This is a genomic window from Sinomonas sp. RB5 (assembly GCF_054063535.1).
Map to the genome: position 1 here is coordinate 122,149 of NZ_JBSSGJ010000009.1, position 19,955 is coordinate 142,103.

The following is a 19,955-nucleotide window of genomic DNA, read 5'->3' on the forward strand; positions in this document are numbered from 1 at the left end:
GCGCGTGTGACACATCTTCAGGCGATGGCCTCGCGGAAGGCCTCCTCGGCGGCCCGGCGCCGCACGCGGTCCAGGACCCGGCGCAGGAGCCGGGAGACCTGCATCTGGCTGACCCCGATCACCGTGGCGATCTCGCTCTGGCTCATCTCGTCCACGAAGCGCAGCACGAGGAGGCGCTGCTCCTGGGCCGCGAGGCCCGCGAGCAGGCTCCGGAGCACCTCGCGCGTCTCGACCTGCTCGTAGCCCTCCTCGACCGTGGAGAGCACTGACCAGGCGTGGGCGGGCTGGCCGTCGTCCGGGTCCACCGGCTGGATGGGCACCGCGGAGAGGGCAGCATTGGCGGTCTGGGCCTCGGCGACCCGCTCGGCGCTGGTGCCCGTCTCGCGGGCCAGTTCGGCGTCGGTGGGCTCGTGGCCGAGCTCCTGGGAGAGCCGGCGGCGGGCGGCGTTGACCTCGAGCCGCAGCTCCTGCACCTGGCGCGGGGGCCGTACCGCCCAGGAGGTGTCGCGGATGTGGTGCTTGATCACGCCGGTGATGGTGGGCACGGCGTAGGCGGCGAACCCGCTGCCGTGGCTCTCCTCGTAGCGGTTGGCAGCCATGACGAGCCCCATCCGGGCCACCTGCCGGAGGTCCTCGGGGTCGTGGCCCGGGTAGCGGTGGCGGGCGGCGACGGCGTCGGCGACCGCGAGGTGCTCGAGCGCGAGGTGAGCCGGGTTCACGAGGCCACCAGCCCGCCGTCGTGCGATCCGGGGAACGGCAGCGGAATGAGGCCGGCGTCGAGGCGGAAGCCGCAGCGGCAGCGCCAGTCCAGCGGTGCGCCCTCCCCCGAGGGGTCGGAGGTGCCGGCGGACGCGGCGAGCCGCATGGGCTCCTGGCAGTGGGTGGGTGCGCCGGACGGGGTGGCCGCCGGCTCGGCGGGAGCGAGGGGATCGAGCAGCATGCGCCTCTCCTTAAAGCTAGACCTTCGTATTAGTAGCTAGCCTAGCTAGTTATATACGAGCAGAAGGGTGAAGTCGAGTCGCAGGGGGAAAGAGTTAATGACGCTATGATGGATTGCTAGATGATCTAGCTATCTCGGGAGGGTGGGGATGCAGACGCGCCATGCAGCGGGCTATTGGTACCAGCAGGACACCGCGCAGAAGACGCGCGCGGTCCGCGTGCTCAACGCGCTGCGCGACTACAAGGCCGCCGAGTCGGCGATGCGCCGGCGCACCCGGGACTCGATGTCCATGGGCGAGACCGACCTCCTGGCGCTCCGCTACCTCCTCGAGGCGGACTCCCGCGGGCAGCAGCTCAGTCCCAAGGATCTTGCCGTGCGCCTGGGCATCACCTCCGCGTCGATGACGAGCCTCATTGACCGGCTGGTCCGCAGCGGCCACGTCCGCCGCGAGCCCCATCCCACGGACCGCCGGGCCCTCGTGCTCCGCCCCACCCCAGGCTCGGACGAGGAGGTCCGCAAGACCCTCGGGGCCATGCACGAGCGGATGATCGCCGCCGCCGGCGCCCTCAGCGAGGACGAGGCGGAGACGGTGATCGGCTTCCTCGAGGGCATCCGCGCGGCGGTGGACCAGATCGAGCCCGCCAAGCGCGCCTGACGCGGCGCGGGCGGGGCGGGCCGGCCGCATAATTATGACGAGTGATTGCTTCTCCGAAGGGACTCGAACAGAATCAGAAAGCGGCCTCGCGTTCGACTGATCCAGGCCGCGGGGGTCGAGCAGCGTGCCCGGACCGATGTATCCCGTGTCGAGGAGGACGCGTCCATGCCGCACCGGTGGCCTCGGAAGGCCCAAGAGCTGCTCAGTGACTTCGTCGAGCGGGCCCAGGAGCTGCTGCGCGTCCAGGGCCATATGAACAACCTCATGGGCGCGATCGTGTCGATGACCGAGGACCTCAGCCTGCCGTCCGTGCTCGAGAGCGTGGCGGAGTCCGCGGCGGACATCGTGGGGGCACGCTCGGCGGCCATCGGCGTGATCGACGACAGGGGCGTGCTCAGCGACTTCATCACGGTGGGCCCGGACGAGGACGCCGCCCGCCTGATCGGGCACGGTGCCCTCAACGAGCCCGTGGGGGACGCCCAGCCCGACCGGCTCAGGGACCTGGGGCAGCACCCGCTCGCCGACGGCACGCCCGAGGACGAGCCGCCACTGCACTTCCTCGGCGTCCCGATCCGGGTCCGGGACACTGCCTTCGGGAACCTCTACCTCATTGAGAAGGCGGACGGGGAGGCCTTCACGGCCGAGGACGAGGAGCTGGCCTCCACCCTGGCCGCCGCCGCCGGCGTGGCGATCCAGAACGCCCGCCTCTACGAGGAGAGCCGCCGGAGCCAGCACTGGCTCGAGGCCGGCATCGAGACCTCCGAATCCCTCATCATGGAGAACTCCCCCACCTCCACGGACGACCTCGCCCTCGTCGCCGAGCACGCTCTGGCGGCCTCCGACTGCCTCCTCGCCGTCATCGCCCACTCCGAGGACGGGGCGCTCAGGGTCAGGGCCGCCGTCGGCGCCGTGGCACTGACCTCCGGCGAGGGCCTCCGCCTCTCCGAGACCCTGCGTAACGCGGCCGAGGAGTCCCGTCCAGCCGTGCTGCGCGACCCCGAGGAGGTCTTCGGCCCGGGGGCCGCGGAAAAGCTCGGGCAGGTTCTGGCGATCCCGCTGGGCCACCGCCCCGCCGAGGACAACATGCTGCTGCTGCTGGCTCACCAGGCCGGCGGGAGGGCCTTCTCCCAGGCGGACCATGACTACGGGGCCGCCTTCGGCTCCCACGTGGGGCTGGCCCTCGAGCTCAACGTCGCCCACCGGCAGCGCGAAGAGGCCCTGCTCTCCGTAGACCGCGACCGGATCGCGCAGGACCTGCACGATCTGGTCATCCAGCGTCTCTTCGCGGCCGGCCTGAGCGTGCAGAGCCTTCGCCACTTCACCACCGGGGCCGCCGCCGAGGCCCGCATCGACAGGCTGACCGAGGAGCTCGACGACAGCATCCGCGAGCTCCGCTCCACCATCTACTCGCTCCAGGCCCAGCACAGCGGCCGGGAAGACCTGGGCCAGGCGCTGTTCAAGGCCGTCCACGAACCCCTGCGGGACAGCTCAATCACCCCGACAGTCAATGTCGAAGGCCGCATGGGCAGCCTCCCCTCCCCCATTGCCCGCCAGATCCTCGCGGTGGTGACCGAAGCGGTGAGCAACGCCGCGAAGCACTCCGGCGCAGACCACGTGACCGTGGCCATCACGGTGGCCGAGGCCGGGGTGAGGGTGGTCGTCGAGGACGACGGGCAGGGATTCACCAGCCCGGACCGGACCAGCGGGCTGGCCAACATCCGGCGCAGGGCAGCTTCCCTGGGCGGGACCAGCAGCATCGAGAGCAGCCCGGGCCATGGGACGAAGGTCATCTGGTCCACCATCCCCGAGTAGCTTCCGCGGGTGCCGACCCGCTGTAAAGGGCCCGCAAAGAACCGGGCAGAAGGCGTCAGGAAAGGGTCAAGGACCCCTTCCGGGCCTTGGGCGCGGGGTTTCACTGGTGCCGCAAGGCCGCAAGGTGCGGCCTGCGGAAGGGGCATTGTCATGGCCGATCTGGCCGTCGTGGCGATCTTTCTGGTGCTCGCGGGCCTCATGGCGTGGTCCGTGTCCGCGCTCGCGAAGCTGGTGGACAGGACGTGAGCGGCGCCATCGTCTCGTGGACGCTGCTGGGCCTGCTGGCCCTGGGCCTGTGCGTCTACCTCCTGGACCAGCTGTTCCGGCCGGGCGGGAGGTAGGCGGTGCAGTTCAGCATCCTGACCTTCCTCACCCTGGTGGCGGTCCTGGCTGTCGCGCTCGCTGCGGTGCACCGGCCTCTGGGCGCCTACCTCGCCGCGGTCGCGGACAGCCCGCGCCACCTCCGGCTCGAGCGGTGGATCTACCGGGCCTCCGGGGTCGCCCCGGAGAGCGAGCAGACATGGAGGGCCTACGCGCGCAGCGTCGTGGCCTTCTCGGCGGCCGGCGTGGCCCTGCTCTACGCCGCCGAGCGCCTCCAGCCGCTGCTCTCCGGTGCCCAGCTGGCCGGCGTGGACCCGTGGGTCGCGATGAACACCGCAGTCTCCTTCGTCACGAACACGAACTGGCAGGCCTACGCTCCGGAGTCCACCCTCGGGCCCGTGGTGCAGATGGCCTTCCTCGCCGTGCAGAACTTCGTCTCGGCGGCGGCAGGGATCGCCGTGGCCTTCGCGCTCGTGCGCGGCTTCGTCCGGAAGGGTGCCGATTCGCTCGGGAACTTCTGGGTGGACCTGACGCGGATCACGGTCCGGGTCCTGTTACCCCTCGCGGTGGGCGCCGCCCTCGTGCTCGTCGTCGCCGGCGTGGTCCAGGACTTCTGGCCCACCGAGGTGCACAACACGCTCACCGGCACGGCACAGACCATCCCGGCCGGACCCGTGGCGAGCCAGGAGGCCATCAAGGAACTCGGCACCAACGGGGGCGGCTACTTCAACGCGAACTCGGCCCATCCCTTCGAGAACCCCACCGCGTTCACGAACGTCTTCGAGGTCTTCCTGCTCCTCGCGATCCCGTTCTCGCTCCCGTACACCTTCGGGCGCCTGATCGGGAGCCGGAGGCAGGGCTACACTGTCCTGACGGTCATGGGCTCGCTGTGGCTCCTCGCGACGGGGCTCATGGCCTGGGCCGTGGCCGCCTGGCCGACCCTCGGGGAGGGCCTGGAGCAGCGCTTCGGGCCGGCCGCGAGCGGGATCTTCGCCACCGCCACGACCCTGACTTCGACCGGCGCGGTGGACGCCGCACACGACTCGCTCCCGCCCCTGGCCGGCGGCATGGCGATGTTCGACATGATGCTCGGCGAGGTCGCACCGGGCGGGGTCGGCTCGGGCCTGTACGGCATGCTCGTCCTGGCCGTCGTCGCGGTCTTCCTCGGCGGCCTCATGGTGGGCCGCACGCCGGAGTACCTGGGCAAGAAGGTCCAGGCCCGGCACATGACCCTCGCGGCCCTGTACCTGCTGGTGACCCCGGTCATCGTGCTCGTGCTCACCGGCGCCGCGGTCCTCGTCCCCTCCGTGGTGGCCGCCGCCCCTGCCCAGGGCCCGCACCAGTTCAGCGAGCTGCTCTACGCCTTCACCTCGGGGGCGAACAACAACGGCTCGACCTTCGCCGGCCTGAATGCCTCGGACCCGCTCTTCTCCACGCTCATGGACGTGGCCATGTGGGTCGGGCGTGTGCTGCCCATGGTCCTGGTCCTCGCCCTGGCCGGGTCCTTCGCCAGGCAGGAGCCGATCCCGCCCTCGCCCGGGACGCTGGCCACCTACGGGCCGCTCTTCGCGGGCCTGCTGGGCACCGTCACCGTCCTGTTCACGGCCCTGAACTACTTCCCGGCCCTGGCGCTGGGACCCATCGCAGAGGGAACCATCCGATGACCACTACCCAGACCCCGGTCCACACCCCCTCAGCGCGCGTCACGGAGCTGTCCGGGCACGCCTACAAGCGCCGCAGGGCGTTCGACCGGCGCCTCATCCTCGCCGCGGTCCCCGAGTCCTTCACCAAACTGGACCCGCGGGAGATGCGCCACTCGCCGGTCATGTTCACGGTGCTCATCGGCACCGTGGCCTCCGCCGCCGCCTGCGTGGTGCAGATCGTCCAGGCGAGCCCCGACACTGTGTTCAGCATCGTTGTCACGCTCTGGCTGCTGCTGACGGTGCTGTTCGCGAACTTCTCCGAGGCCCTCGCCGAGGGCCGCGGCAAGGCCCAGGCGGACAGCCTGCGCACCGGACGCGAGGGGCTCATCGCCCGCCGGCTCCGTGGCCCGGCCGAAAAGGCCGTCCCCGCCCCGGACCTGCGCAAGGGAGACCTCGTGGTCTGCGAGGCAGGGGACGTGATCCCCTCCGACGGGGAGATCACCGAGGGCCTCGCGATGGTCGACGAGTCCGCGATCACGGGCGAGTCCGCCCCGGTGATCCGCGAGTCCGGCGGCGACCGCTCGGCGGTGACGGGCGGGACCAAGGTCATCTCGGACCGCATCGTCGTCCGGATCACCGCGGACCCCGGGCAGACGTTCATCGACCGCATGATCGCCCTCGTCGAGGGCGCCGAGCGGCAGAAGACCCCGAACGAGATCGCCCTCCACGTGCTCCTGGTCGCCCTGACCATCGTGTTCCTCGTCGTCACCGTAGCCCTCGTGCCGTTCGCCAACCTCGCCGGCGCGGTCCCCTCCCCCGTGGTCCTCGTGGCCCTGCTCGTGTGCCTGATCCCCACCACGATCGGCGCGCTCGTGCCCGCCATCGGCATCGCGGGGATGGACCGGCTGGTCCGGCACAATGTGCTCGCCACGAGCGGCCGAGCCGTGGAGACCGCCGGGGACATCACCACGCTCCTGCTGGACAAGACCGGCACCATCACCTTCGGCAACCGCCGCGCCGTGGACTTCCTCCCCGCCCCGGGCGTGCCCGTGGGAGAGTTCATCGAGGCCGCGCGGCTGTCCTCCCTCGCGGACGAGACCCCGGAGGGCCGCTCGATCGTGGACCTCGCCGCCGAGCGCGGCGCAGCCGGCCCGACCCTTGACGAGCTCCACCACCGGCGCGGCGGCCAGGTGATCGCCGTGGAGTTCACGGCCATGACCCGCATGAGCGGCCTCGACGACGGCCCCCGCCGCTACCGCAAGGGCGCCGCCTCCGCGGTGGCGCGCTGGGTCCGCGAGCTCGGCGGCGACCTGCCGCCCGGGGTGCGCGACGACGTCGATTCGATCGCGGGCGGCGGCGGCACCCCGCTCGTGGTGGCGATGGACGACGGCGGGCGGCCCCGTGTGCTGGGCACCGTCCACCTCGCCGACGTGGTCAAGCCCGGCATCGCCGACCGCTTCGCCGCCCTGCGCCGGATGGGCATCCGGACCGTCATGATCACCGGCGACAACCGGCTCACCGCCGCCGCGATCGCCCGGGAGGCCGGCGTGGACGACTATCTGGCGGAGGCCACGCCCGAGGACAAGCTCACCCGCATCAGGGCCGAGCAGAAGGCCGGCCAGCTCGTGGCCATGACCGGCGACGGCACCAACGACGCGCCGGCCCTCGCGGCCGCGGACGTGGGCGTCGCGATGAACTCCGGGACCCAGGCGGCCAAGGAGGCCGCCAACATGGTGGACCTCGACTCGGACCCGACCAAGCTCATCGACGTCGTGGCGATCGGCAAGCAGCTGCTCATCACCCGCGGATCGCTGACCACCTTCTCGGTGGCCAATGACGTCGCGAAGTACTTCGCGATCATCCCGGCCCTGTTCGTGGCAGCATTCCCCGGGCTGGGCGTGCTGAACATCATGGGCCTGGCCAGCCCGAAGAGCGCCATCCTCGCCGCGGTCGTCTTCAACGCGGTCATCATTGTGCTGCTCGTGCCGCTCGCCCTGCGCGGGGTGCGCTACCGGGCGGTGAGCGCCCAGCAGGCCCTGCGCCGGAACCTGCTCGTCTACGGCGTGGGCGGCATCATCGCCCCCTTCATCGGCATCAAGATCATCGACCTGCTCCTGGCCGTCGTGCCGGGGCTGCACTAGGAGGACCCAGGTGAACGCCTACCTCAGACAGCTCGGCACGTCCTTCCGGTTCCTGGCTGTGGCCACGGTGCTGCTCGGCGTGCTCTACCCGCTCGCGGTGGTCGGCGCCGGCCAGGCGGTGGCACCGGCCCAGGCCAACGGCTCGATCGCCCGGCTCGGAGGCCAGCCGGCCGCCTCGGCGCTCCTCGCCCAGGCCGTGCCCGAGAAGGAGAGCCGGCTCTTCTTCCCGCGGCCCTCCGCGGTGAAGTGGGACCCGGCGGCCTCCGGCGCCTCGAACCTCGGCCCCTCCGATCCGGCCCTGGCGAAGGCAGCAGCCCAGGCCCGTGCCGCGGTTGCGGCGCGGGAGGGGGTGCCGGCGTCGGCCGTCCCGCTCGACGCCGTCACCGCCTCGGCGAGCGGACTGGACCCGGACATCTCCCCGGCCTACGCCCAGCTGCAGCTCCCCCGCGTGGTGCGCGCCACCGGGCTCAGCACCGCTGCGGTGCAGCAGCTCATCGCGGAAGCCACCACCACCCCGGCCCTCGGGCTGCTCGGCCAGCCGGCCGTGAACACCACCACGCTCAACCTCGCCCTCGCCGCGCGGCTCACGTAGCGCGCGAGGATGCTGCGGTCGGGCCGGAAGACATAGAAGAATCGGGAGCATGGACCGCGGCAGCCTCCGCATCTTCCTCGGCGCGGCGCCCGGGGTCGGGAAGACGTACGCGATGCTCGAGGAGGCCCACCGCCTCGCCGCCGCCGGCACCGACGTGGTGGTCGGGGTCGTCATGGACCACGGCCGGGAGCAGACGGCGGCGCTCACCGCGGGGCTCGAGCAGGTGCCGCTGCGGAGCGTCGAGTACCGGGGCACGAGCCTGCCGGAGATGGACGTGGACGCCGTCCTCGAGCGGGCCCCGCACACCGTCCTCGTGGACGAGTACGCCCACACCAACGCCCCGGGCAGCCGGCACGCGAAGCGGTGGGAGGACGTGGACGAGCTCCTCGCGGCGGGGATCGACGTCCTCACCACCGTCAACGTCCAGCACCTGGCCTCGCTCAACGATGTGGTCGAGTCGATCACGGGCACCCGGCAGCAGGAGGTCATCCCGGACGCGATCGTGCGGGCCGCGGACCAGATCGAGCTCGTGGACATCCCGCCCGAGCTGCTGCGCCAGCGGCTCGGCTCGGGCCTCGTCTACGCCTCGGACAAGATCGACGCCGCCCTGGCCAACTACTTCCGCCTCGGCAACCTCGCGGCCCTGCGGGAGATCGCCCTCATCTGGCTCGCCGACCGCGTCGAGGAGGGCCTGGCGGCCTACCGCGAGCGGCACCACATCGAGGACACGTGGCCTGCCCGGGAGAGGGTCGTCGTCGCCCTCACCGGCGGTCCGGAGGGCGAGGCGCTCATCCGCCGCGCGGCCCGGATCCTTTCGCGGGTGAGCGGAGGCGACCTCCTCGCCGTCCACGTGCGCACCCCGGACGGCCTCGCGGAGGGATCCGAGCAGGACCTGGCCGCCCAGCGGAGCCTCGTGGAGGGCCTGGGCGGCAGCTTCCAACAGCTCGCGGGGGACGACATCGCCGCGAGCCTGCTCGACTTCGCCCGCAGCGTCAACGCGACCCAGATCGTGGTGGGCGTCTCGCGCCACACCCGCCTCCAGCAGCTCCTCGGCCGCGGCGGGGTGGGGGCCGCCGTCGTGCGCGACTCCGGCGAGATCGACGTGCACATGGTCACCCACTCCCTCGCCGGGCGGGCGCCCCGGCGCAGGCTGACCCCGTTGCTGGGGCGTCCGCGCACGGTCGCCGGGTACGTGCTCGCGTTCGCCGTGCCGATCGCGATGACCGCGGCGCTCGCACCGTTCCCCGAGATCAACCTCACCACGCAGGCGCTCGCGCACCTGTGCGCGGTCGTTCTTGTGGCGTTCATCGGGGGGCTGTGGCCGGCGGTGGTCGCCGCGGTCTTCGACTCCCTCCTGCTCAACTACTTCGTCACCCCGCCGGTGGGGAACCTCACGATCGCCGACCCGCAGAACTTCTTCGCCCTGGCCGTATTCCTCGCGGTTGCCGTCGCGTTCTCCCTGGTGGTTGGGGTCTCCTCGCGCCGCTCCCGGGACGCCGCCGTGGCGCGGGCGGAGGCGGGCACGCTCACCGAGCTCGCCCGCGGCTCGCTGGCCCGGGACCAGGGCCCGGCGGACTTCCTCGAGCAGCTGCGGCACGAGTTCCAGCTCGCGTCGGTGAGCCTGCTGGCGGCGGACGACGGCGGGTGGACGGTCCGCGCGGATGCCGGCCCGGGTGCCCCGCCAGACCCGGACGGCGCGGACGGGGCGGACCGGATCGGCCCCGGGCTCACCCTCGCGTGGCGCGGCCGGCCGCTCAGCGGCGGCGAGCGGCGCCTGCTGGCCGCGTTCGAGGCGCACCTGGCGGCCCTGCTCGAGCGCCAAGAGCTCGCCACGAGCCTGCGCGAGACGGTCCGGCTCGGCGAGGCCAACCGGATCCGAACCTCGATCCTGCGGGCCGTCTCGCATGACCTGCGCACCCCGCTCGCGGGCATCCGCCTCGCCGTGACGGCCCTCGAGCGGCAGTCCGCCGCGATGAGCGCCGAGGAGCGCGCGGAGATGCTCGCCGCCATCGGCTCCTACGCCGGCCGTCTCGACAGCCTCGTGGCGAACCTGCTGGACATGTCCCGGATCGACAGCGAGGCCTTGTCCGTGCTCCACGAGCCGGTCGCCTGGCGGGAGGTCGTGGCGGAGGTGCTGGCGGAGTTCCCGGCCGGGGCGGTGCGGGTGGACCTTGCGCCGAACCTCCCCGCAATCGATGCCGACCGCGGCCTCCTCGAGCGGGCGCTGGCGAACGTGGTGGAGAACGCCCTCAAGTACGCCCCGGGCAGCGACATCGTGGTAGTCGCGACGGCGGGGGGTCTGCTCGCCCCCGGCATCGGGGACCGCCCGGTGAGCGAGCTGCGCGTGGTGGACCACGGCACCGGCGTGCCCCCCGAGCGCGTCATGGCCATGTTCCAGCCGTTCCAGCGGCTCGGCGACGAGGGGAAGGGGCCAGGGATCGGCCTGGGGCTCGCGGTCGCGAAGGGCTTCGTCGAGGCGATGGGCGGGGTGCTCGCCGCGGAGCCGACCCCGGGCGGCGGGCTGACGATGGTGATCCGTATGCCCCTCTACGCGGGGCCGCACGACGAGGAAGGGGACTGAGGTGAAGAGGGTGCTCGTGGTCGACGACGAGCCGCAGCTGCTGCGCGCCCTGCAGATCAACCTGCGCGCCGAGGGCTACAGCGTGACGGTCGCGGCGAACGGGACCGAGGCCCTGCGCCTGGCCGCCTCGCGACCGCCGGACGTACTCGTGCTGGACCTGGGCCTTCCGGACCTCGACGGGGCCGAGGTGATCCGCGGGATCCGGGGGTGGTCCGACATGCCGATCGTGGTCCTCTCCGCCCGGCATGGCTCCGCGGACAAGGTGGAGGCGCTGGACGCCGGGGCGGACGACTACGTGACCAAGCCGTTCGGGCTCGACGAGCTGCTCGCCCGGCTGCGCGCCGTCGAGCGTCGCTCCGCCCACCCCTCCCCCGCCGGGGTGGTGGACGCCGGCGACCTCGTGATCGACCTCGGTGCGGCGACCGTGACCCGGGCCGGCGAGCGCGTGCACCTCACCCCGCGCGAGTGGGGCGTCCTGCAGATGCTCGTGGCCCACCGGGGCCGGCTCGTCACCCAGCGGCAGCTGCTCCAGACGGTCTGGGGGCCGGCCTACACGGAGGAGACGCAGTACCTGCGCGTCTACATGGGCCAGCTGCGCCGCAAGCTTGAGACCGACCCGGCCCACCCCCGCCACCTCATCACCGAGGCCGGGCGTGGGTACCGCTTCGAGGTGCCGGCGGCGGGCGAGAGGCCGTCCGAGGACCGGTGAGGATACCGTTGCACTATGGAGATGCGTCTCGAAGTGGTGCAGGTGCCGGTCGCGGACGTCGAGCGGTCCAAGGCGTTCTACGTCGAGAAGCTCGGCTTCGTCCTCGACCACGATGTGGAGCACATCCCGGGCATGCGGGTCGTGCAGCTGACACCGCCCGGCTCCGCGGCCTCGATCGTCATCGGCACGGGCATGACCGGCATGGTCCCCGGCAGCCTCGAAGGACTGCAGCTCGTGGTGCCGGACCTCGCGGCGGTCCGCGCGGAGCTCCTCCGCCGCGGCGCTGAGGTCAGCGAGGTCCAGGACATGGGCGGCGTGCAGTTCGCACACCTGGTCGACCCCGACGGCAACCGTTGGGTCCTCCAGGGCGCCACGCCTCCCGCGGTGAGGGCCGCCCGCCGGGAGTGATCCGCCGCCCCGGGCCCAGGCTGGGGGACTCCCCCAGCTGCGACGGGTACTATGACCGGGCCCTGACCCGGAAGGAGCGCCCGTGCCCAAGCCGTTCGGCGAGCTGTTCGAATTCGCCGGCCCCGGCGCCTTCCGCATCCGCGGCGCGGGCAAGGGCCCCGGCGAGTTCGTCCTGGTCCACGGGATCGGCGCCTCCGCCGCCTACTTCCGCCCGCTCGCCGAGCGGCTCTCCGCCGCCGGCCGGGTCCACGTCATCGAGCTGCCCGGCCACGGCAAGAAGCTCGAGCCCAAGCGCCCCCTGTCGATGGGCGAGTTCGCCCGGGCCACCTGGCGGGTCCTCGAGCGCATGTGCGGCGAGAGCCCCATGCTCGTGGGGCACTCGATGGGCACCCAGGTAGTCGTGGAGATGGCGCTCCAGCGGCCAGACGTACGCAAGGCCGCGCTCCTGGCCCCCACCGTCAACGAGCGCGAGCGCACGGTGCCCCGCCAGGCGCTCCGCCTCTTCCAGGACGGGCTCATCGAGCCGTGGGGCCTCAAGGCGATCCTCGCCAGGGACTACGCCCTGTGCGGTCCGCGCTGGTGGGCCCTCACCCTCGGCGAGATGATGGCCCACCGCATGGAGGAGCGCATCAGCCACGTCGAGGCGGACCTCCTGCTCATCGCCGGCGAGAAGGACCCCACCTCTCCGCCCTCGTGGTCGCGGGCGCTCGAGCGCGCGGCGCCGCACGCGCGCACCGCCGTGATCCCGGGCGCCCCGCACTCGCTCATGTACCGGGACGCGGACCAGGTGGCGCGGCTGCTGCTCGAGCATGCCGCCGCGCCGGTGGGCTCTTAGCCGGACCTCAAGGGGCGAGCGCGAGCCGGCGGCTGAGCCAGTCCAAGGCCGGCCCCAAGGCGGCGGAAGCCACCCGCCACGAGTGGCCCACCGCCGGAATGCTCTCGGCCTGGACGGTCATTCCGGCACCGGTGGCCGCGGTGGCGACCCTGTGCATGCAGGCGGTGAACTCGGAGTCCTCGGCGCCTGCAGCGAAATAGGCCCAGCTGTGGTGGTAGTGGCGCTTCTTGAGCTGGTGGAGGGGCGTGCGGGCGTCGAAAGCAGCGGTATCCCCGGCGAAGGACTCCTGGATAGTCGCGGCCCGGCTGGGGCCGAGGGCGGGTTCGGCCTCACCGCTGAAATCGAGGGCATTGGAATAGGTGCCCGGATGGAGGGTGGCCATCTGGATGGCGCAGGTGCCGCCGAAGGAGAAGCCCCCGATCGCCCAGCGTTCATGGTCGGTGGTGGCGTCCAGATTGGCGGCGATCCACGCCGGGACATCCGTGGCGAGGTAGGTGTCGGCGCGGGCGATCCGCGAGTCCATGCACATGGTGTTGGCGGTAGCCGTGCCGTTGGCGTCGACCACGACCGTGATGGGGGCCAGTCCCCGGTGGGCCGCCGCGAAGGCGTCGAGCACGGGCTGGAGGCGGCCGGCCGTGAGCCAGTCGGACGGCGAGCCGGGCTGGCCCGAGATGAGCACGAGCACGGGCAGCACCGGGTGCCGCGGGACGCTGTGCGCGGGGGGCAGGTAGATGTAGGCCCTCCGGGCGGTGAAGCCCGAGACCATGCCCCGGATGTGCGCGGACTTGACCCGGCCGTGCTCGGGCATGTCCGGCGGCGGCGCCCATCGGGCCAAGGCCAAGGGTGGGCTCGACGCAGACTCGCCCTCGTGGGAGGCGTTCGTCAGCGGGGCGATATCCGCAGTGCTGGCCCCGGTGACGTCTCCGAGGGTGCGGTAGAAGCCGTAGTACGCGTTGACCTGGAGGGACGCAGCGGCCAGGACGAGGGTTGCCGCAACGGGAGCCAGAACGCGACGGGGCCAACGCCCGCCGCGGAGCCCAGCGCCCGCGAGGATGAGGGCACACGCCGCTGCGGCAATCCAGGCCAGCACCGGCAGGGGCAGCGGATGCGTGCTCAGGCCCGAGGCGACCGTCCACTGCCCCACGGCCCACGCCGTGCCTCCCGCGAGGAGGGCAGCCAGCAGCGGGACCAGCGCCCCTCGGCGCCATCTGCGTGCCAGGAGGAAGACACCGGCCGGGATCGCGAGCAAGACGGCCACCGTCGGCACGGGGCCCTCCACCAGGTCCAGCGCGCTGAGCGGTCCCATGGGCTGTCCTTCCCTCCTGGGCCCCCGCGGTGGTGGTCACGAGTGAATCCGACGGCACGTTGCCCGGGCGTTACCGGGGGGCATCCGACCCGGCGGCCGCCGCGTTCCCGCAGACGACGGCGGCGCCTCGCCGCGCCGGGGCTGTCCCGCCGGCCGCACGGGGCCTAGCCTGTGGCGTATGTCAGCCGCTCCCGTGCCCTACGTCCTGTTCCCCGGCAACGCCCGCGAGGCCCTCGGCTTCTACCACGGCGTCTTCGGCGGCGACCTCGCCCTCTACACGCGCGCCCAGTTCGGCCGCACCGACGAGCCGGGCGAGGCGATCGCCCACGGCGAGCTGACCGGCGTCGTCCACCTGTGCGGTGCCGACGCCGACGCCGGGGTCCCGGGCGTGCGGACGGAGGGCCTCATGCTCTCGCTCCTGGGGACGGCGGACGAGCCGACGCTGCGGGCCTGGTTCGACGGCCTGGCCGAGGGCGGCTGCGTGGTCGAGGCGCTGGAGGAGCGTCCGTGGGGCGCCTCGGACGGGCAGGTTGTGGACCGGTTCGGCCTCCACTGGCTGATCGGCTTCGAGCCCTCGTAGGCGCACCGGTGGACCTGGTCCTGCCTCTCGACGACCCGACGGCCGATCTGGAGACGGCCGGCGGCAAGGGCGCCTCGCTGGCCCGGATGGCCCGCGCCGGGCTCCCGGTGCCCAGCGGGTTCTGCGTGACCACGGCGGCCTACCGGGCGTTCGTCGCGGGCTTCCGCGACCAGATCGACCCCGGCGACCCGCACCGCACGGCGGCGCTGTTCGCCGAACACCCGCTGCCAGCCGGGCTCGCCGAGGAGATCCGGGCCGCCTACGGCAGCCTCGGCGAGGACGTCCCGGTCGCGGTGCGCTCCTCGGCCACGGCCGAGGACCTGCCCGGGATGTCCTTCGCCGGGCAGCAGGACTCCTACCTCAACGTCCGCGGCGGGGCCCTGCTCGCGGCCGTGCGGAAGTGCTGGGCCTCGCTGTGGAACCCTCGCGCCGTGGCCTACCGCGACCAGCACGGGGTGCCCCACGACGCGGTGGCGCTGGCCGTCGTGGTGCAGGAGCTCGTCGACGCGGACGCGTCCGGGGTGCTGTTCACCGCGGACCCCGTGACCGGCAGCGAGGAGGAGACCCTCATCAACGCCTCGTGGGGGCTGGGCGAGTCGGTGGTCGGAGGCCAGGTCATCCCGGACAGCGTCGTCGTCCGCCGCGGCGCCGTGGCGGACGCCACGATCGGCGACAAGGCCGTCATGACCGTGCGCTCCGCGCACGGGACCGAGGAGCGGCCCGTGCCGGCGGAGCGGCGCCGCGAGGCCGTCCTCTCTCCCCCGCAGGCGCTCGAGCTGGCCGCGCTCGGGGCGCGGGTGCGGGACCTCTACGGGGTGCCGATGGACGTCGAGTGGGTGCGCCGCGCGGGGCAGTTCGCGATCGTCCAGGCCCGGCCCATCACCGTGCTCGGCCCGGCGCTCGGGGAATGGAACGACACTGCCAAGGGCGAGTACCTGTGGACCTGCGGGAATCTCGGGGAGGCGATCCCGGACGTCATGACCCCGATCACCTGGTCCTTCGTGAAGCTCTTCATCCACGAGGCCATGTCCGCCTCGGCCATCCCCGGCTTCGACCTCGTGGGCAACATCGGCGGCCGGTTCTACCTCAACCTGACCCCCATCTACTCCATGGTAAAGGCCCTGCACGTGAAGGGCTGGGCCAGCACGGTCGCCAACGTGTTCGGGCGCATCCCGGAGGGCCTCGACGTGCCGACCGTGAAGGTCCTCGACTGGCCCACCTTGAAGCGCATGGTGCCCGGGGCGATCCGGGTGCGGCGCCGGGCCCGCGCCAACCTCGTCCAGATGCGCCCGTTCCTGGCCGAGTCGCGCGGCCGCTGTACCGACCTGCGCGCCCGCATCGTCGCCTCCGGCACGGCCGCCGAGCTGGCCGCCCTGTACCGGGAGGAGATCGGGCCGCTCTTCGTCACGGCAGCCCGGATGCTCGAGGCCGCGGGCCGGCAGGGTGGCGGGACGCTGCTCTACACGCGGGAGCGGCTGCGCAAGCTCATGGGCAGCACGGACGCCGAGGCGATGCTGACCGGGGTCAATGCCGACGGCGGGCTGGCCAGCCTCGGCCTGCTGGTCGGCCTGACGCGGCTGGCCCGCGGCGAGATCGGACGAGACGAGTTCGCCCGGGAGTATGGGCACCGCGGCCCGCACGAGTGCGAGCTCTCGGCGCCGCGGCCGGGCGAGGACCCCGGCTGGATCGACGCCCAGCTCGCTGGCCTCCACGACCTCCAGCTCAGCACGGACGCCCTGCTCGCCCGCCAGCGGCAGGCCCGGGACGCGGCGTGGCAGCGCTTCGCCGCGCGCTACCCGCGCCGGGAGGCCGCGCTGCGCGAGCAGGTGCGCCGCTGGAACGGGATTGTCCGCGACCGCGAGGCCACCCGCTCGGAGTCGGTGCGCACGTTCTGGGTGGTGCGCGAGTTTGTGCTGCGGGCCGGCGAGCTCACGGGCCGCGGCGACGACCTCTGGCACCTCTACCTCGAGGAACTCCTCGACGTGCTCGATGGGAACGCCGCCGCGCTCGCCAGGGTGCCTGCGCGGCGCGCCGCCTATGAGCGGTACGCCGCCCTGCCGCCCTATCCGAGGCTCATCGTGGGCCGGTTCGACCCGGTGCGCTGGGCCGCGAGCCCGGAGCGGCGCACCGACCTCTACGACGCCCGCGGTGCCACCGTCCCCGTCGAGGAGGGCATCACCGGCTTCCCGGGCGCCCCCGGGGTGGTGGAGGGCACCGCCCGGGTGATTGCGCGCCCGGAGGACGGCGCGCGGCTGCGAGCCGGCGAGATCCTCGTGACTACGCTGACCAACGTGGGCTGGACCCCGATGTTCCCGCGGGCCGCCGCCGTCGTGACGGACCTGGGCGCGCCGCTCTCGCACGCCTCGATCGTGGCACGCGAGCTCGGCATCCCCGCCGTGGTCGGCACCGGCAACGCGACCATGCTGATTCACGACGGCGACCGCCTCCGCGTCGACGGCGAGCGCGGCACCGTCGAGGTGCTGCAGTGAGGCAGGGGCGCGGCCCGGAGCGGAAGGGCGAGCGGCTTGTCCGCCCGTAGCCCCGTGGCGACACTGGTGGAGTGAGGCAGCCGCGGTGCCCTGTAGTGATCGGCCGCCGGGCCGAGCTGGACGCGCTCCGAGATGCGCTGGAAGGAGCGCTGCGGGGCGACGGACGGTGTGCGGTGCTGCGCGGTGAGCCGGGCGTCGGAAAGTCCCGGCTGGTCCGGGAAGCGGTCGGCTGGGCCGCGGATCTAGGTGTGTCGACCGCAACCGGGCGTGCTGTGCCGGGATCCGGTTCGTCTCCCTACCGCCCCCTTGCCGAAGCACTCACGCAATTGTCGCGTCTGGTGCCCCTGCCCGATGACAGCTCCCTGGGGCCGTGGCTCGCGCTGCTGCGGCCGCTGCTGCCGACGCCCCCGCGCGCCTCCCCACCGCGCGTGGAGGTGCCGCCGGATCTTCGCGCCGAGGCGCTGCTGCGGGTCGTGGAGCGGGTCGGCGGCCCGGGCCTTGTCCTGGTCCTGGAAGACCTCCATTGGGCGGACCCCGAGACCGTGTCCGTCGTGGAGTACCTGGCCGGCAATCTCAGGGGTCAGCGGCTCCTGCTGGTGCTGACCATGAGGGACAGCCCGGCCTCGGCCGCGCTGGAGCTGGCTGGAAGGCTGCGGGGCAGCGCGGACGTGGTGTCCCTGGCGCTGGAGCGCCTGAGCGGGGACGAGTGTGCCGAGATGGTCCGGGCGTGTCGCCCCGATGCCGATCCCGAGACGACGACGAGGGTACAGGAGACGTCAGAGGGGATCCCACTCCTGGTCGAGGACCTCCTCGCCTCACCGGGCGTGCCCGCCGGATTCGCCGCCACGGTCGAGGGCCGCCTCGCCGAGCTCGCCCGGACCGAGCGAGAGGTCGTCGAGGCCGCCGCCGTCCTCGGGCGCCACTTCGACTGGGATCTGCTCCCGGCGATGACGTGCCAGCCCGAGGCCGCAGTGGTCCGCGCGCTCGAAGCAGCGGTGGGCAGCATGCTCATGACGGTGGAGGGCCAGTCGATGGCATTCCGCCACGCCCTCACCCGCGAAGCCGTCCTGGATCGGGTCATCCCGTCCCGCCAGCGGGAACTGGCAAGGGCCGCCCTGGCTGCCCTGGACCGCGCGGAAAGGCCCAGGCAGGGCCGTCGCGAGCTGGCCACGGAGCTGGCGCTGCGGGCCGGCGACCGCCATCGGGCAGGGAGGCTGCTCGCAGAATCCGGGCGGGAATCACTCGCCTGGGGAGCGCTGTCCACCGCCGCCGCAGCGCTGCAGCGCGCCGCCGAACTACTTGACGGGTCTGCAGCGGGGACCAGGGCGGAGCTGGATCTCGTGGAGTCCCTGGCCCTGGCGGGACGGGTCGACGAAGCCGCTCGGGCAGGCGGCCGCCTCCTCGCCCGACTCAGTACGGATCCGCAGGCCTCACACCTCCGGGTGGAGGCTCATCTTCGCCTGGCCCAGGCCGGCGTAGCGTCCTCCCGCTGGCAGATGGCCCGTTATCACCTCGATCTGGCAGCCCGTGATCCGGGCGGCCTCGAGGCCGTGCTGGACCACGGAGCGTGGGCGGCGGTGCTCGAGGCCGACCTCGCGATGTCATCAGGCGACTACGGGGCCGCGACGGCGCTCGCCGAACGGGCGCTCGCCACCGACGGCGTGGCACCTGCCATCAGGTGCCACGCCTACGAGATCCCCGGACGCGCCCGCCGCTCGGCCGATCTGCCCGCGGCCCGCGAAGCGTTCGAAGCTGCACTGCTCACCGCAGACGCCGCCGACCTTCCGCTGTGGCGCCTGCGCGCCCTGCACGAGCTCGGCACGATCGACCTCTTCGACCATGCAGGCGTCGATCTGCTGCTCCAGGCCCGCCGCGCCGCCGCGGACATGGGAGCGGTCAGCACCGCCGCAGTCCTGGATCTGCAGCTCTCCGCCGCCTTCACCTGCCGCTGGGACCTCGACTCGTGCGACCGCCACGCGTCCTCGGCCATCTCGATCGCCGAGCCCCTCGGGCTGGCACAGGTGCGTGCGAAGGCGCTCGCCATGCTCGCCGGGAGCGCGAGCATGCGGGCAGACGTTGCGTCCACCGAAAGGTACGCGGCCCTGACGCGGGCCGCCGCGCCCCAGGATGCGATGCTGGAGGGCTTCGGGTGGAGTGCGCGCGGGATGGCCCTGCTCCTCAGCGGCAAAGACCGGGAGGCCTTGGGCCCGTGGGGGCACGGGATCATGATCCTGGCCCGGCTGCCCCACGCCGAACCAGCCTCGATGCGGGCGCTCTGGCCCCTCGTCCTCGCCGCCTGCGGGGACCGCCGCGCCCAGGAGGCAGTCCAGGAGGCGCGCCGACTCGATGTGGTGTCCTTCGGCCTGAACCGCGCGCTCGTCGGCTACGCAGAGGCGGTGCTGGCCGGAGGCCGCGGCGAAGCGCACCGGGCACAGGAGTTGGCAGCAGCGGCCGACAGGGAGTGGACCAACTGCGAAGGCTGGGCTGACCTCGCCCGGCTCCTCGCCGCTCCGACCGCCCGAGCCGGCGGCTGGGGGGATCCAGTCCAGTGGCTCCGGGGCGCGCCGGAACGCTTCGGGGCCCGCGGGCTCGATGGGATGAGCCGCCGCTGCGGCGAACTCCTCGAGGCCTTCGAGCCGAACCCCTGGGCCGACGTGGGCGTGACCCCGCGGGAGGCGGACGTCTTCCGGCTGATTTCCTTGGGGCTGCCGAACCGGGACATTGCCTCGCAGCTGCGCCTCTCGCCCCGGACGGTCGAGAAGCACGTCGAATCGCTCCTCCGCAAGGCTGGTGCCAGATCCCGCACCGAACTCGTCGCCCGCTTGGCCAGCGGCCAGCCCCCATCGACACCGACCACGTAGCCGGGCCCAGCACTACGTGGTACTCCCGATGCCCGTGCGGATCCCTGAGCGCACGCTGGATGCATCCACCGGAAGATCAGCG

16 protein-coding genes are annotated in these 19,955 nt (G+C 72.8%); 13 read left to right on the forward strand and 3 right to left on the reverse strand.

Translation table 11 applies throughout. From position 1 onward, the window contains the following. Window positions 1-17: 17 nt before the first annotated feature. A complete protein-coding gene (locus tag ACVWWH_RS12270) occupies window positions 18-719 on the reverse strand; it encodes a sigma-70 family RNA polymerase sigma factor (protein ID WP_457316762.1) in 702 nt (233 codons plus the stop codon). Further along, complete coding sequence (locus ACVWWH_RS12275; protein WP_457316763.1) at window positions 716-940, reverse strand: hypothetical protein; 225 nt, start codon at window positions 938-940, stop codon at window positions 716-718. Before ACVWWH_RS12275 ends, ACVWWH_RS12270 begins: the two co-directional genes overlap by 4 nt. Window positions 941-1,088: 148 nt before the next feature. Between ACVWWH_RS12275 and ACVWWH_RS12280 the strand changes: the two genes are divergently transcribed. From ACVWWH_RS12280 to ACVWWH_RS12325, 10 genes are all read left to right on the forward strand, one after another. Beyond that, window positions 1,089-1,595 carry a MarR family winged helix-turn-helix transcriptional regulator gene (locus ACVWWH_RS12280; protein WP_457316764.1) on the forward strand — a complete coding sequence of 169 codons (507 nt, stop codon included), beginning with the start codon at window positions 1,089-1,091 and terminating at the stop codon, window positions 1,593-1,595. Between the two features lie 165 nt (window positions 1,596-1,760). Continuing rightward, window positions 1,761-3,407: a GAF domain-containing protein gene (locus ACVWWH_RS12285; RefSeq protein ID WP_457316765.1), complete on the forward strand. Its 1,647-nt coding sequence runs from the start codon at window positions 1,761-1,763 to the stop codon at window positions 3,405-3,407. Window positions 3,408-3,649: 242 nt separating this feature from the next. Then, a complete protein-coding gene (locus tag ACVWWH_RS12290; protein WP_457316766.1) occupies window positions 3,650-3,748 on the forward strand; it encodes a potassium-transporting ATPase subunit F in 99 nt (32 codons plus the stop codon). Window positions 3,749-3,751: 3 nt separating this feature from the next. Next, complete coding sequence (gene kdpA / locus ACVWWH_RS12295; RefSeq protein ID WP_457316767.1) at window positions 3,752-5,392, forward strand: potassium-transporting ATPase subunit KdpA; 1,641 nt, start codon at window positions 3,752-3,754, stop codon at window positions 5,390-5,392. Further along, entirely contained in the window at window positions 5,389-7,512 is a 2,124-nt protein-coding gene (kdpB, locus tag ACVWWH_RS12300) for a potassium-transporting ATPase subunit KdpB (protein ID WP_457316768.1), read from the forward strand. The genes kdpA and kdpB overlap by 4 nt, the downstream gene beginning before the upstream one ends. Before the next feature lie 10 nt (window positions 7,513-7,522). Then, entirely contained in the window at window positions 7,523-8,104 is a 582-nt protein-coding gene (kdpC, locus tag ACVWWH_RS12305; RefSeq protein ID WP_066499191.1) for a K(+)-transporting ATPase subunit C, read from the forward strand. A 49-nt stretch (window positions 8,105-8,153) separates the two neighbouring features. Then, window positions 8,154-10,685, forward strand: a complete 2,532-nt coding sequence (locus tag ACVWWH_RS12310) for a DUF4118 domain-containing protein (protein ID WP_457316769.1) — start codon at window positions 8,154-8,156, stop codon at window positions 10,683-10,685. Window position 10,686: 1 nt separating this feature from the next. Beyond that, window positions 10,687-11,394: a response regulator gene (locus tag ACVWWH_RS12315; RefSeq protein WP_457316770.1), complete on the forward strand. Its 708-nt coding sequence runs from the start codon at window positions 10,687-10,689 to the stop codon at window positions 11,392-11,394. 15 nt (window positions 11,395-11,409) lie between these two features. Then, window positions 11,410-11,802, forward strand: coding sequence for a VOC family protein (locus tag ACVWWH_RS12320; protein WP_066499196.1), 393 nt, complete (start codon window positions 11,410-11,412; stop codon window positions 11,800-11,802). A gap of 82 nt (window positions 11,803-11,884) precedes the next feature. Beyond that, window positions 11,885-12,637: an alpha/beta fold hydrolase gene (locus tag ACVWWH_RS12325; RefSeq protein WP_066499200.1), complete on the forward strand. Its 753-nt coding sequence runs from the start codon at window positions 11,885-11,887 to the stop codon at window positions 12,635-12,637. A gap of 7 nt (window positions 12,638-12,644) precedes the next feature. Here ACVWWH_RS12325 and ACVWWH_RS12330 read toward each other — a convergent pair whose 3' ends face one another. Continuing rightward, window positions 12,645-13,943: an alpha/beta hydrolase gene (locus tag ACVWWH_RS12330; protein ID WP_066499202.1), complete on the reverse strand. Its 1,299-nt coding sequence runs from the start codon at window positions 13,941-13,943 to the stop codon at window positions 12,645-12,647. A 178-nt stretch (window positions 13,944-14,121) separates the two neighbouring features. On the opposite strand from ACVWWH_RS12330, the gene ACVWWH_RS12335 reads away from it, so the two are divergent. The 3 genes from ACVWWH_RS12335 to ACVWWH_RS12345 all read left to right on the forward strand — a co-directional run bounded on the left by ACVWWH_RS12335 (window position 14,122) and on the right by ACVWWH_RS12345 (window position 19,873). Further along, window positions 14,122-14,523, forward strand: coding sequence for a VOC family protein (locus ACVWWH_RS12335; RefSeq protein ID WP_457316771.1), 402 nt, complete (start codon window positions 14,122-14,124; stop codon window positions 14,521-14,523). A gap of 8 nt (window positions 14,524-14,531) precedes the next feature. Beyond that, a complete protein-coding gene (locus ACVWWH_RS12340; RefSeq protein ID WP_457316772.1) occupies window positions 14,532-17,012 on the forward strand; it encodes a PEP/pyruvate-binding domain-containing protein in 2,481 nt (826 codons plus the stop codon). Window positions 17,013-17,107: 95 nt separating this feature from the next. Next, window positions 17,108-19,873 (forward strand): ATP-binding protein, encoded by a 2,766-nt coding sequence (locus ACVWWH_RS12345; RefSeq protein WP_457316799.1) that lies wholly within the window; start codon window positions 17,108-17,110, stop codon window positions 19,871-19,873. The last annotated feature ends 82 nt before the right edge of the window (window positions 19,874-19,955 follow it).